The organism is Alkalicoccus chagannorensis DSM 18086 (assembly GCF_000429725.1).
In the GTDB taxonomy this organism is placed as follows: Bacteria; Bacillota; Bacilli; order Bacillales; family Salisediminibacteriaceae; genus Alkalicoccus; species Alkalicoccus chagannorensis.
In genome coordinates, this window is record NZ_AUCK01000007.1 from 97,551 (window position 1) to 111,104 (window position 13,554).

General features: G+C 55.1%; 16 protein-coding genes. 9 read left to right on the plus strand and 7 right to left on the minus strand.

What is annotated here, in order from left to right; translation table 11 throughout:
* Positions 1-107 precede the first annotated feature (107 nt).
* From G477_RS0106115 to G477_RS0106140, 6 genes are all read left to right on the plus strand, one after another.
* Complete coding sequence (locus G477_RS0106115) at positions 108-344, plus strand: nucleotidyltransferase family protein (protein WP_026697191.1); 237 nt, start codon at positions 108-110, stop codon at positions 342-344.
* Positions 320-739 (plus strand): HI0074 family nucleotidyltransferase substrate-binding subunit, encoded by a 420-nt coding sequence (locus G477_RS0106120; protein WP_026697192.1) that lies wholly within the window; start codon positions 320-322, stop codon positions 737-739. Before G477_RS0106115 ends, G477_RS0106120 begins: the two co-directional genes overlap by 25 nt.
* Before the next feature lie 166 nt (positions 740-905).
* Positions 906-1,394: a tetratricopeptide repeat protein gene (locus G477_RS0106125; protein ID WP_026697193.1), complete on the plus strand. Its 489-nt coding sequence runs from the start codon at positions 906-908 to the stop codon at positions 1,392-1,394.
* A 325-nt stretch (positions 1,395-1,719) separates the two neighbouring features.
* Positions 1,720-1,833, plus strand: a complete 114-nt coding sequence (locus G477_RS21690) for a TlpA family protein disulfide reductase (protein WP_415783243.1) — start codon at positions 1,720-1,722, stop codon at positions 1,831-1,833.
* A 33-nt stretch (positions 1,834-1,866) separates the two neighbouring features.
* Entirely contained in the window at positions 1,867-2,472 is a 606-nt protein-coding gene (locus G477_RS0106135; RefSeq protein WP_245575410.1) for a thioredoxin family protein, read from the plus strand.
* A 184-nt stretch (positions 2,473-2,656) separates the two neighbouring features.
* The gene (locus G477_RS0106140; protein ID WP_035211376.1) at positions 2,657-3,532 is read left to right on the plus strand and encodes an alpha/beta fold hydrolase; all 876 of its coding nucleotides are present in this window, start codon (positions 2,657-2,659) and stop codon (positions 3,530-3,532) included.
* A gap of 143 nt (positions 3,533-3,675) precedes the next feature.
* Here the strand turns inward: G477_RS0106140 and G477_RS0106145 are convergent, their stop codons facing one another.
* From G477_RS0106145 to G477_RS0106175, 7 genes are all read right to left on the minus strand, one after another.
* Positions 3,676-4,128, minus strand: coding sequence for a hypothetical protein (locus G477_RS0106145; RefSeq protein WP_026697196.1), 453 nt, complete (start codon positions 4,126-4,128; stop codon positions 3,676-3,678).
* 168 nt (positions 4,129-4,296) lie between these two features.
* Positions 4,297-4,821, minus strand: a complete 525-nt coding sequence (locus G477_RS0106150) for a dihydrofolate reductase family protein (RefSeq protein ID WP_026697197.1) — start codon at positions 4,819-4,821, stop codon at positions 4,297-4,299.
* 215 nt (positions 4,822-5,036) lie between these two features.
* Complete coding sequence (locus G477_RS0106155; RefSeq protein WP_026697198.1) at positions 5,037-5,819, minus strand: hypothetical protein; 783 nt, start codon at positions 5,817-5,819, stop codon at positions 5,037-5,039.
* Positions 5,819-6,514, minus strand: a complete 696-nt coding sequence (locus tag G477_RS0106160; RefSeq protein WP_026697199.1) for an ABC transporter ATP-binding protein — start codon at positions 6,512-6,514, stop codon at positions 5,819-5,821. Before G477_RS0106160 ends, G477_RS0106155 begins: the two co-directional genes overlap by 1 nt.
* Positions 6,511-6,888 (minus strand): GntR family transcriptional regulator, encoded by a 378-nt coding sequence (locus tag G477_RS0106165; protein ID WP_026697200.1) that lies wholly within the window; start codon positions 6,886-6,888, stop codon positions 6,511-6,513. The genes G477_RS0106160 and G477_RS0106165 overlap by 4 nt, the downstream gene beginning before the upstream one ends.
* Positions 6,889-6,909: 21 nt before the next feature.
* Complete coding sequence (locus G477_RS0106170) at positions 6,910-7,764, minus strand: ABC transporter permease subunit (RefSeq protein ID WP_026697201.1); 855 nt, start codon at positions 7,762-7,764, stop codon at positions 6,910-6,912.
* Entirely contained in the window at positions 7,761-8,660 is a 900-nt protein-coding gene (locus G477_RS0106175; protein ID WP_026697202.1) for an ABC transporter ATP-binding protein, read from the minus strand. Before G477_RS0106175 ends, G477_RS0106170 begins: the two co-directional genes overlap by 4 nt.
* 362 nt (positions 8,661-9,022) lie before the next feature.
* Here G477_RS0106175 and G477_RS18865 point away from each other — a divergent pair, with 362 nt between their 5' ends.
* The 3 genes from G477_RS18865 to G477_RS18870 all read left to right on the plus strand — a co-directional run bounded on the left by G477_RS18865 (position 9,023) and on the right by G477_RS18870 (position 13,554).
* Positions 9,023-10,705: a methyl-accepting chemotaxis protein gene (locus G477_RS18865; RefSeq protein WP_051287733.1), complete on the plus strand. Its 1,683-nt coding sequence runs from the start codon at positions 9,023-9,025 to the stop codon at positions 10,703-10,705.
* A gap of 472 nt (positions 10,706-11,177) precedes the next feature.
* The gene (locus tag G477_RS0106185; protein WP_026697203.1) at positions 11,178-11,396 is read left to right on the plus strand and encodes a hypothetical protein; all 219 of its coding nucleotides are present in this window, start codon (positions 11,178-11,180) and stop codon (positions 11,394-11,396) included.
* Positions 11,397-11,613: 217 nt separating this feature from the next.
* Positions 11,614-13,554: a DUF2075 domain-containing protein gene (locus G477_RS18870; RefSeq protein ID WP_035211380.1), complete on the plus strand. Its 1,941-nt coding sequence runs from the start codon at positions 11,614-11,616 to the stop codon at positions 13,552-13,554.

The window sequence follows — 13,554 nt, forward strand, 5'->3', positions numbered from 1 at the left end:
AAAATCGGAGGTGAGGCCGCATGCATACGACGCCTCAAGTAAGGGAGAAGATCCTGGATGAATGGAGAGCGCTGCTGGAAGAGGAATGAGCAGGAGAAAACGTCCGCGTGTATTTGTTCGGGTCCTGGGCGCGGAAGCAGGAGAAGGCGAGCTCGGATATGGATGTGGCCATTGTGTCCCGATCGCAACTCTCTGCCATGACATGGAACAAGCTGTTAGACCGAGTGGAGGAGTCGAGCCTTCCCTATAAGGTCGATATCGTCCATGTACAGCAGACGAATGCATCGATGCGACGTCAGATCGAACAGGAGGGGATCGTATGGATCGATTACAGGAACGACTAGCCTCAGCAGAAAAAGCGCTGGCGTCTTTTCAAAAACTGACGAAGCTGGAAGACCCAAATGACGTGGAGCGGGATGCTTCCATTCACCGATTCAAGTTCACCTTCGAAGCAAGCTGGAAGACAGCCAAACAATATCTTTATGAAATCGAGGGTATCGACGTGGGCTCTCCAAAAGGCGTGATGCGAAGCTGTAGAGAAGTGCAGCTGCTGGAAGAGGACGAAGCGATTCTTGCTTTAGAGATGGTCAATGACCGTAACCTAACCGTGCACACATACAACGAAGAAGTGGCTGTCCGCATGTACAGCCGGTTGTCAGACTATGACTCCTTGATCGAGCAGTGGCTGCAAAAGATGAAAGAAGGCGTCGGGAGATACGACACTTCCTCGTTTTCGTAAGAGGAGGTGCCGGCCGCTGCGGGAAGAAAGAACCCCCCTTTTCTTATCAGAAAAAGCGTACAGCGATGGGGCACACCGTTTCGACCAACAGACGCTCTGCGCGGAAGTCGGGGCGGTGTTCTGTGAAGCATGAGGACCGATCGTCGCGATCGAGAAGGAGGAAATCATGAGGGAAGAACTGACCTGCGCCTTGGATTTACGGAAAAAGGGCGCGTTGGAAGCATCGAGTGAGATGCTCGAGAACCTGGTTCACGAGTTTCCGGAAGACGCCGAGATTCACTACCAGGCGGCCTGGAGCTATGATTTACTAGGGGAAGAAGCCAAGGCAGTACCACACTACGAAAAAGCGATCGCGTCAACAGCGTTGTTGTCGGAAGAGAGAGCAGGCGCGTTCATCGGACTCGGCAGTACGTATCGAACGCTGGGGGAATATGAGAAGTCCCGGCACACCCTCCTGAAAGGACTGGCGCTTTTCCCGGAGAACCGGGCGATGCAGACGTTCTACGCCATGACGTTATATAATCTGGAAGCACATCAGGAAGCGATGGAGTATCTGCTCACCTGCTTGATTGATACCACGCAGGATGCTGATATTCTTCGTTATCAACAAGCCATCACCTTCTATGCGGATCAATTGGATAAAGTGTGGGAATAAGAAAGCAGCCTCCTCGATCCGGGGAGGCTGCTTTCTTCGGTTTTTAGAGCAGTATTCCAGCAGTCAGAAGGCTGGACCTGTCGTTTCGCTTCAAAGCAGCGCTTTGTATTTCATTGAATGACAATCCCCCTTCGTTTTTCTAAAACGATCCGACCGGGGGACTTTCTTGGAAAAAGCAAGCGAACCTGGCTGCATGACGGGAAAGGATGCAGGAGAACCACGCAGAGCGGGAAAGAACAAGGACCTGGATGGCATGTTTTCTGCCAAGTCTCGGTTTGAGATCGCTATAGACAAGGTATGGCGGGGAAAAAGAGGAGGGGATTCCATGTTGAAGGAAACGTTACCGAACATCAAACTGCACGACGTCGATGGGGGGCCGGTGGAAACGGACGACCTGCGCGGCAGGAATGTGCTGATTTTCATGTGGGCGTCCTGGTGACGATGCCGCGGACAGCTGCCCGGGTGGCAGCAGGTGTACGAACGCTGGCAGGACGAGGATGTGGAGATTTTATCGGTGGCCGTGGATGGCCAGGGAGCGGAAGTAGTCAAACCGTACCTCGAGCAAACGACGTTCCCGACCGTGGTAGATGAGAACAGCGTGATGCTGAATACGTTCGGCTTCAAAAAAGTCCCGAACGGCATTTTTGTGGATACACACGGCACGATCCGTCTGGTCCAGGAAGGCTTTGACGTGAAGGAGTCGGAGCATCTGGAAGCGGTGAAAAAGCTCCTTCGCGGAGAGGTCGATCAAGTGGAGCTGGACGATGCGTCTTCTGCTCGGAAGGAAGATGCGTTAACGCAGCAGCTCGCGCAGACGAAGTACAAGCTTGGCATGGAATATGCCAAGCAGGACCGCAAAGAAGAAGCACTAAAAGAGTTGGATGATGCGATTCTGCTCGACCCGGACAACTTTATCATCCGCAAGCAGCGGTGGTACATCCGCTATCCGGAGAAATTCGGAACCGAGATCGACTTTGCCTGGCAGCAGGCGCAGTTCAAAAGAGAACAGGAGCAGGAAGCCGCTTATCGCCGGCAGGGGCTGACCTGCGGCCCGGACGGCTGTTTTGTTCAAGTATAGGAATGTATACGTTTTCATAAAGGGGGGGGACGGCGGCTCTGTCAGCTGCTCGGGAAGCATGAAGAACCTATGCTTCCCTGTAAGAACCTGCAGCGACGCCGCCGTCGTTCCGATCAAAAGGCGCTCCCCCTTTTGTTCATCCGTCCTGAGACACCTCGAATACGACTTCCATGGAGGAATCCCAATGACAAACGAGCACCTTATTACCGCAGACACCTTCCGAGAAAGACAGCAGTCCGTGATGATGGAAGGGATTATTGATGAACCGGTGGAAATCCGCTATACGGATGTCGGATCCGGGCCTCCGCTGCTGCTCCTGCACGGTATTCCGACGTGGTCCTATCTGTTCCAGGAAATGATCACCGAACTGCAGGACGATTACCGGGTGATTGTTCCGGACATGCTCGGGTACGGGTATTCGGACCATCGCGATCGCTTCGACCGGTCGCTGCACGTGCAGGCAGAGGTCGTGAAGAGACTCATGGATGAACTCGGCCTGTTGAAAGTTCATTTCGTCGGTCACGACATCGGCGGCGGAGTCGGTCTGGTGCTGGCCGTGAACGACCCGGATCGTCTCGACACGATGATGCTCGCGAACACGATCGCCTATGACTCCTGGCCGATTGAAGCCATGCTGAAGCTCGGGCACCCGTCGTGGACGGAGAAGCCGATATCCGAGGTGCAGTCCTTTCTCGAAAGTGCTTTCCAGGACGGGATTCTGCATGACGAACAGCGGAAAGATCGCTTCGTCGAGGGCATTACCGCTCCTTACACGGAGGAAGAAGGCAGGAAAAGCCTCGTCCGCAATGCGGCCGCGCTGAACACGAACGAAACGACGATGCTGACGCACAAACTGCCGGAAGTGCAGGTCCCTTCGCTGATTCTCTGGGGCACACAGGATCCCTGGCAGCAGGCCGACTTCGGCAGACGGCTGGCAGAAGACCTGCCGCACGGCTCGTTCGTCGGCTTTGATGATTCCGGCCACTGGCTGCCGCAGGAAGCCCCGGCCGCATTTGCCGCCGAAGTCAAACGCTTCGTGCAGCAGCGAGGCAGCCTCTAAAGCAAGATGTTCGTTTCACTACCAAGCAAATCAGTGCCGCCGGCAGAGGGATACGCGTCCCTTTAGCCGGCGGTATTTTTAAGCACGGAAACAAGCGCACGAAGGAGAAACGCCTTCGGATCGGCTGCTTTTCTTTGTGCGTCCTATAATGTTTTTATTGTCACTGTCGGATCTCTATCTGCAATGACTTCAATGACTTCATCTACTGTAACGTAAACATAATGATGTGGATTTTTCTCTTTTGGCATGTGTATATCCACGGCATTTCTAGTCCAAGTCAACAAGGAAGAGTGTTTCACCTTAAAAAAGGGCCAGAAGTTATCTGGTATCCCTTCTTTTTCAAGGATTTCAAAATACCCCTCCATGAGGCCCGTTCGCATGTGTTCAGGAGTTCGAACAACCGCATAAACGTCATCAAAGGGAAAAAGTGGAGACTGTTCGTAGTCAAAAAGATAAGAATAATGATTATCTTCCAACATGATACGCAGGTTTCCTGTTCGTTCGACAGAATGCAGCTGCATCGCATCATATTTACCAATTTGATTAAAGGAGATACTCATGTTGTGATCTCCAATTGGATTCCAAAAAACCAGCATCAAGATGTCTCCCCTTTCTTTGAAGCATTGTCGCTATCTGACTTCTCTTTAACAACCACTCGCGCGGGTATTTACCCAAAACGGGATAAAGTTCAGGTCACTGTACCGATATTCGTTGATTGCTGCCGAACGATTTCCTTCGTTCGCTTTGGTTTAGCTCCATCACCATCACCGCTTCCGCCGGTACGTCAGCTCGACGAAATCATCGAACTGCCGTGTGCTCTCGAGCTTCAGATCGTGCTCATAGCTGCCTTCGGGAAACAACGGGATGCCACGGCCGAGAAGCACAGGAGCGACGGCAATTTGAAAGCGGTCGATCCTGTCCGCTTCCAGAAGCTCCCGGATCACCTGACCTCCTCCGACGATCCAGATAGGGCGCTCTGTCTGTTGTGTCAATTCGGTCACGACATCCACCGGAGATCGTGCCGTTACTTCGGCTTCCGGGGCCGAGTCGAGCGTGCGGGAGAAGACCCAGCACGGCTTGTCCGCATAAGGAAATCCGTCCGGCGCTTCCTGTTTGATCCACTCATACGTCCGTCTTCCCATGACGACGGTGCCAATCGTGTCGTAAAACGCCACATAGCCAGTGTCGCCTCCCTGTTCCTGCCGGAAAAGCCACTCCAGCGACTCATTCTTGGATGCAATGTACCCATCCAGGCTCATCGCAATGAACACGTGCACTTCCGCACTCATGCCTCGTCCTCCTCTTGTTTTCTTTCCATCATAGCATCTACAACAACCGGCGGAAGGTTTTCTTTTGTGAAAAAACCGGAAGCAGAAACTGCTTCCAGCGTGAAACGATTAACCTTTACGTGGATAGAAGAAAAAGGAAGATGAAAAACCAGCTGCAGGGAGAGGCAGCTGGTTTTTCTTTTCCTATAAGGAAGCTCGACGCTTTGCGCTTGGGGTCACGCCTGCACTATACGGTCGAGCATCCAGGAGAGCAGAGCGATGATCGCGGCGATGACGAGGACTTCCAGCGTAAGCTCTCCGGCGTATAGATACAGCCCGCCGCCGGCTCCGGTTTCGACGCCTTCTTCGTTCAGCAGCAGCTCGAGCCGGGCGCCGGCATCAAAGAGGACGACGTTCTGAAACAGCGAGGCATACACCGCGGAGCCGCTGAACTGGAACCAGCTGTACACCGCGGCCGCGGCTGCGGCGGTACCGATCCAGCCGCCGAGGGGAAGCCACGATTTCATCATGAGCAGGATGAACACGGCCACGAGCCCAAGGCTGATGCTCAGCAGCGTAAGCATCGTAAACAGCAGAGGATAGAGCGCCAGCAGCCCCTCGGCGAAGAGTGGAAAGGCCTCGGCCATCATCGGATCCCCTGTTTGGGCGTAAACGGCGAGCGCCCAGAAGCCAACGCCCGTCATGAGTGCGACCGAGAGGAGGTACTGAACGAAACCGACGCCGAGCTTGGCGGTAACGAGCTGCCAGGCCGGGGCGGGGATGTTCAGCCACGTCCACTGCGTGCGGCTTTTCCATTCGCCGTGGAAGGCGAGCGTCCACTGCAGAAACAAAAAGACGAGGTGCAGGCCAACAGCGGCGATGCCGATCAGCACGCCGAGCGGATCTCCACGAAATGCAAGCACGAGGATGCCGATATAGCCTGCGGAAAGCAGCCCGAGAATAATGACAAACCGCGGCAGGCTCTCCCGCCATTCTTTTTTCCATAAAGCAGCATACATTACTGGGTCACCTCCTTCAGTACCTCAATCAGCGGCTTCTGCCGTTCTTCACGGAGTTCATCGAGACCGCTGTCAACGACGACGCGGCCTTCGTGCAGAATGAGCACGTGGTCGAGAAACGGCTCCAGCTCTTTGACTTCATGGCTCGTAATGAGGCAGAGCTGCTCGTCCACATCGAGGTGGGTGACGAGCAGGCGCAGAATGTCTTCGCGCACGATTGGATCCATCCCGGAGAGGGGTTCATCGAGACAAAGCACCGGCGTCTTCCGGGCCATCGTCAAGGCAAGCTTCACCCGTGCTTTGTTTCCGCGGGAGAGGTGTTTGATTTTCTGATTGCTCTCCAGCTTCATTTCCTGCAGCAGCGTGTCGGCAAGTTTGCGGTCGAATCCGGGGTACACGCCTGCCGCAAACGCGACCGACTGCCGGATAGTCATGTGCCCGTAGAGGGAATCCTCCTCGGACAAATACGCGGCATCCGCGCCCCGCTGTCGTGCGGCCGAAGCCCCGTTTATCTTTACCGAGCCGCTTCCGGGACGGAGCAGCCCGCAGATCGCTTTGAGCAGGGTGGATTTCCCACTTCCGTTCGGTCCGATCACGCCGACAATACCACTGGCGGGAAAGACGAGATCGACCGCGTCGAGGGCGGTGTCTCTTCCGTATGTTTTCGTGAGCTGATGTAACGTGAGAGTTGTCATGACGGACCTCCTTTCTCATTCCAGGCGCGCGCCAGCAGATTCAGTGCTGTCTCCTGGTCGATGCCGAGCTGCTCCATGCTGTCTTTGAACTGCCGCGCCTGCTGCGAGGCCTGGCTGCGCCGGAGTTCTTCAATGACCGGCAGCTCCTCGGTGACGAAGGTGCCCTGTCCACGTTTGGATTCCACGATACGTTCACGCTCCAATTCCATGTACGTTCTTGATACGGTATTCGGATTGACGCCGGCTTCTGCTGCGAGCGCCCGCACCGACGGGAGCTTCTCCCCGGGGGCGAGGTCGCCGCGGCAGATGCGCTGGCTTAAATGCGCCATCAGCTGCTGGTAAATCGGCTGGTGGTCGTTGAAGGCAATGGTCATGCTGCTGCTCCTCTCTTCGAATTAATCGAGGACATCCTGTGTCGTAAACCGCCAGAAGGAAATGGCCAGAAAGGCGGCTCCGTAGAGGGCCAGTACGAGGCCGGAGACGGCCAGCGGAACCTCGAGCACGCCGGGGTGGCCCATGAAGCGGACGACCATGTCGGTATGGGAAAACAATACCAGCGCCGACCAGCCGTAGTCCGCCACCAGCATCGCCGCCGTGCTGCCGGTGAAAAGGAGCACGAGCGGCACGCCGATGCCGAGCGCACTGCTTTTGAAGACGGTGCCGATCATAAACGCCATCGAGGCGAAGACGAGCAGCTGGATGAACTCGAGGCCGAACAGGCCGGCGGCATAGACGTAGATCGGCTGTGAAACGAATTCCCCTTCCGCGCCCATCTGTACATAGTGACCGGCCGGCAGGTCCCATCCGTAAAAAAGGAAGCCTGCCACGAGCGAGGAAAGCATCAGCAGCATCGTAGCGGCCGCGGCAAAAAGAACGACAGCGACGGCTTTGGAAAGCAGGATTTTGCTTCGGGATGTCGGGCGGATCAACAGCAGCTTGATGGTGCCTTTCGTATGCTCTCCCGCTGTGATGCCGGCGGCGGTGATGATCGTAAACATGGTCACGATACTCATGAGCGATGCATTATCGATGAGCGGGGTGAGCGTGTGCTCCTCCGGTACCGCCGTGATGCCTTCTTCTTCCGCGAAGGTGTTGATCATGCCCTGTACTTCTTCTGCCTGTTCCGGCTGATTAATCAGAAAGGCGGACATGGCCGACAGACCAATGGCAAAGACGACAAGGACGATGGCCATCACCCATGCGCCTTTTCGTTTGCGCAGCTTGAGCAGTTCGTTTTTGATCAGGTTCATATGGCTTTTCCTCCCGTCATGTCGAGAAACGCTTCTTCCAGTGTGCCGCGCTGTTCCGGATAAACGGCGTCGATGGCCACGCCTGCGTCGACCAGCTGGCGGATCAGTCCGGGAATGTCTTCGGCTGTTCCGTCGATGCGGAGTCCGTCGTCCTCTTCGGTGTAGGACACCGAAAGCAGCGCTGCGGCCGCGGCTTTGTCGCTCGTTTTCAGAACGATACGTTCGCCGCCCTGCAGCAGGTCGTTCATGGCAGCGGTATGGATAATGCGGCCATGCTGCATGACGGCCGCGCGGTCGCAGAGCAGCTGCATCTCGGACAGCAGGTGGCTCGAGACGAGTATGGCGAGGCCTTCTTCTTCGGCGAGTTCGCGGAAATAGCGTCGCATTTCATGAATGCCGGCGGGGTCGAGCCCGTTTGTCGGTTCATCAAGGATGAGCAGCTCCGGCTGATGCAGGAGCGCCTGCGCAAGCCCGAGCCGCTGGCGCATGCCGAGCGAATACGTGGAGACTTTTTCCTTCAGGCGGTGTCCGATGCCGGCTTTGTCTGCCGCGGATTGAATCGCTTCTTTGCCGATAGAGCCGTGCATGCGGGCGTAGTGAAGCAGGTTCTCCCAGCCGTTCAGATGCGTATAGAGCTCGGGATTCTCTACGACCGCCCCGACTTTCTGCAGCGCGGTCTCCCGGTTCTGCTGCATGTCGGCACCGAGAATCTGGACGCTGCCGGATGTCGGCCGGATCAATCCGGAGAGCATGCGGATCGTCGTCGTTTTGCCGGCGCCGTTCGGACCGAGCAGCCCGAAGACTTCCCCCGGATATACCTGCAGGTCAATCGCTTCGACGAGCGTCTTTCCTTTGATTTTCTTTGTGAGGCCGGAAGCCTCCAATACGGATGTCATCGCAGTTCCTCCTTGGAATGTGTTACTGTATTAACTACATAGTACACTGGTACATGATGAAAAGTAAAGTGGTTTTTTGAGAAAGGCAGTGGGGAAGCTGCTGGGGGAGTGCGGCCAATTGGTGGGAATTGTGACCAAGCGGCGGGAAAGTCTGGCCAATTGGAGCCAATTGTGACCAAGTGCGGCACATATTCGACCAAAGCAGCAAAATCAATAAAAATCAGCCCGCCGCTCATCAAGCAAAAATAGAGAGCAAAAACCCCGAAGGCTCGTTCGTTATACATCATTCTATGGTACTATATAAGGAGAAGGACGAAGGATGAAGTCTGGTAAAAAAGAATGAAAACAGGAGCGTGAAGAGGATGTGGAAGACGGTACGTCCGACAGTAGATGTGAAAGAATTAACAAAGTCAGGTACCGATATCAAACAGGGCGGGATTTTGGGGAAGCAGTTGGACCGCTTTGGATTTACGAAAGAAGATGCGGTACAGGTAGAGGGGCTCTTTCCTTACGTAGAGAAGCAGCTGGAAGCGGCAGTGGATCTCCTCAGGCAGGACGGGACACAACTGTCCAGTAACCACTATCAAGAGCGGGTTCGTGATATCTTTTGTGGGCAAAGAGATGATCGTTATGAGGAACGTACTGCCGAGTACGTTCGTCGTCTCATGCAAGAGAATGGAAGTCAGACGCTTGCTGCAGCTGCGCTGGAGAACCTGCATTTCTTCGCTCAGACACATGTTCTTTCTCATCAAGGCCTTCGTCCCCATCAGGCGATGGCCTCACTTGTATCCCTGCATCGCGCGTTTCAGGTGGAGCGGACGCTGCTGCTTCAGTACTGGTCAGATGAGCTGGAGAAGCAGACGGCTGCCGGGGTAGCGGGACTGATTGATAAAAATGCGAGGATCATGCAGATGCGGGAATTGCTCGGCCGGGTTGATGAGCAGAATGATCACATTCAGAGTGTCAGCGCAGCATCCGAGGAGATGACCTCATCGATTTCCGAAGTAGCAGAAAATGCCTCCCAGGTAGCTGAGCATGCCCAGAGCGCAGCAGAAAAAGCAGAACAGGGGCGGAATGTGATCGGTCGATCTTTACAGGAAATCCTGGAATCCGGCGGCGCCTTTCAACGGATTGAACTTTCTTTTGAGCAGCTGCAGACGAGTGTTTCTACGATTAAAAATGTCGTGAAGCTCATTCATGACATTGCTGATCAGACCAATCTGCTCGCGTTGAATGCTTCCATTGAAGCCGCACGTGCCGGAGAGCATGGCCGTGGTTTTGCTGTAGTAGCCGATGAAGTCCGCAAACTTGCGGAGAGTACCGTCCAATCCTTGAGTCAAGTAAATGAGAATGTGGAGAGCCTCACAGGTATTTCCACCGGCGTATCGAAAGAAATGCACGCGATGAGTGAAAAGATGAACCGCGGGGTGAAAGAGGCAGAAGAAGTGCTGCCGATTCTCGATGATATTGTCTCGGATGTGCAGCGGGTGAGTGGATCGACAACAGAGACAGCAGCTACCGCACAGGAACAATCTGCCGCGATGCAGGAGACGGCAGGCAGGATAGAGCAGATCTCTGCAATTTCGGAAGACGTGAGAGAGTTAGGAGGAGAAACGGGCAGAGCCGTTTATGAACTGAGCCGGGAAACCAACCGATTCAAGGATGAGTTGTTCCCGGATCGCACCGCTCTTCCGGCTGCAGCCAGGCTTTCTCTATCAAAAGTGGATCATATGATGTGGAAGTGGCGGATCTACAACATGCTGCTCGGCTACGAAAAGATCTATTCTGCGTCGGTGGCTTCTCATCATGCATGTGCGCTTGGACAGTGGTATTTTGATGAGACTACCCAGCAGCAGTTTGGAAACAACCGTACGTTTCAGGCAATGGACGCCTCCCATGCCGACGTGCATCATCGGGCCCGTGAAGCGGCGGAAGCTTATCAACAGGGAAATGTCGCAGAAGCCGAAGCTGCTTTTGCAGCATTGGAGACAGCATCGGAGGAAGTGGTTCGCAGCATCAACCTGTTAATGAAGGAGATGTCCTGATGATTGGACCGGTGGTATCGGTGAGGAGCCATGTACCACGACAAGCACACGAGGAAGCCGAATCTTTCTTGTTAGTGACCAAGCAACGATAACCTAATGCCGCAAATAGTCGGTTAAAGCAGCATAGAGGAACGAAAAAATCATCCAGACGCAGCAAAGATTAGGTCAAGCATGCGTTCTCAGAAAAAGATGGCTCTTGCGATAAAGAAGAGTCATCTTTTTCTCGAAGTATCAGAATGTATGAGATGTCACGTCTGTTGATGAACCAATATCATCCGAATAATACCTGTTGTTCTTTATATAAAAACATCAGAGAAATTGTGACCAAGCGGCGGGAAAGTCCGGCCAATTGGCGGCGATTGTGACAAAGTGCAGCTGAACTCCGCACAAAGCTTCCAAAGACGATGTGATACACTGGAAGTAGGTATAAGATCGGGCAGCATACCGCTCATGTAAAGAAGGAGGCAGAGAGATGGACGTACTTCTTTGGATCACGACCGCGTTTATCGTCCTTGGTTTCAGTGTGATTCTCGCGACGAAAAAAAGAATGCAGCACAAAGTAGCAGCCGTTCAGGCGGAGGGAGAGAGCGAGGAAAGCCACACGCAGGCGACGTCCGTCGTCCGGTGGATCTGGGGCACCACTGCCTGGGGCGTCGTGAGTATGTTTCTCGTGGTGTGGATCTTTCAATGAAATAGAGGAAAGACAAAAGAAGCCATCTGAGCGGACGGCTTCTTTTTTGACTTTGTAGGAAAGTAGAAGATGTCATAGCAGGATGACAGCGCCTCTGTCGGCTGCAAGGTGCTTTGGCTCTAACAAGGAAAGCCGCATAAAGGAAAAGTATCCTGCAGCAGGATTTTCTGCAGAAAAGCGGGAAGTAGGAAGGAAATCAGTGTGTGGGGGGATTCGGGTGATTGTGTACGAGGCGAGCAAGCAGGAGTTTTTAGGGCATGTCGATGAGGACGTGCTCGTGCAGCGGATTTTGTCGCGCTTTGAGGAGCGGCTCGGCCGCCGGGGGACGAGTGAGGCGGAAGTGCGGTCGTGGGACAACTCGATGCTGCACATGTACCGGATCCTGCAGGATGACGACATTCCGGCGGATGCGGGCGTGGCGATTGAATACAGCATCCCGCAGACGTCGAAGCGGGTGGATTTTTTGATTTCCGGACGGAACGGGTCAGAGGAAAACGTCGTCGTGGTCGAACTGAAGCAGTGGAGCGCGCTCGAGAAGGTGCCCGGCAAGGAAGCGGTCGTGAAGACGGCGCTCGGTGGCGGGATGCGGGAAGTGACGCATCCGTCGTACCAGGCGTGGTCGTACGCGATGCTGATCGAGGATTTCAACGAGAATGTTCAGCAGCAGCACATCCGGCTGCGGCCGTGTGCCTACCTCCATAACTACCGGTACGAGGCGGGGGATCCGCTCGTCGACGGCATGTATCAAACGTACCTCGATGCGGCGCCGGTGTTCGGAAAAGGGGACGTCGCCCGGCTGCGGACATTCATCAAGCGCTACGTGACCGAAGGCGACGACAAGGCGCTTCTCTATGAAATTGAGCACGGGCGGATCCGGCCGTCGAAGTCGCTGCAGGATTCGCTCGTCGGCATGCTCGAGGGGAACCGGGAGTTCGTCATGATCGATGAGCAGAAAGTCGTCTACGAGACCGCGCTCGCGCTGGCGGCAAAGGCAGTAAAAACAGGCACGAAACAGGTGATGCTGATCGAAGGCGGTCCGGGGACGGGCAAATCGGTGCTCGCCGTGAACCTGCTGGTGGCCCTTACGGCGCGGGCGATGACTAGCCAGTACGTGACGAAAAACGCGGCTCCGCGGCACGTGTACGCAGCTAAGCTGAAAGGATCGGTGAAGAAAAAGAACATCGATAACCTGTTCAAAGGCTCCGGCAGCTACACGCAGGCAGAGGAAAACGACCTGGATACGCTGATTGTCGATGAAGCCCATCGGCTCAACGAAAAGTCCGGCATGTTCCAGAACCTCGGCGAAAACCAGACGAAGGAAATCATCCATGCCGCGCAGTTCTCCATCTTTTTCATCGACGAAGCCCAGCGCGTCACGCTGAAGGACAAAGGGAGCGCTGACGAAATCCGCCGGTTTGCGTCTGAAGCCGGGGCAGATGTGACGAGCGGCGAACTCGTTTCGCAGTTCCGCTGTGACGGATCGGACGGGTATATCGCCTGGCTCGAGGACGTGCTCGGCATCCGCGAGACGGCGAACGCGCACGACATGGCGGTCGACTACGATTTCCGCGTCTACCGTCATCCGCAGGAGCTGTTTGACGCGATTCAGGAGAAGAACCGCGAGAAGAACAAGGCGCGGCTGCTTGCCGGCTACTGCTGGGAATGGGAAAAGCAGTACCGCGCCTCGACGGACCACCGCGACATCACGATCCCCGAGCACGACTTTGCTGTCAGCTGGAACCTTGATAATACCGAGACGTGGGCGATTGATCCAGCGTCGGTGAAAGAAGCCGGCTGCATCCATACGAGTCAGGGGCTCGAATTCGATTATGTCGGCGTGATCATCGGAGACGACCTGCGAGTAGAGGACGGCCAGCTCGTCACCGATCCGTCGAAGCGTGCAAAATCCGACCAATCGCTGCGCGGCCTGAAAAAGCTGCAAAAAGAAGACCCGGACGAGGCCGCCGCGCTCGCCGAGCAGATCATCAAAAACACATACCGCACGCTCATGACCCGCGGCCAGAAAGGCTGCTGGGTGTACTGCACCGACCCGGCACTGGCCGACTACCTGGAAGCACGGCTCCAGGAAGAACAGCAGACCGGGCTGATGGCAGCGGAAGCTGGAGAGACGTATACTGCGGATAAAAGGGACGGGTAA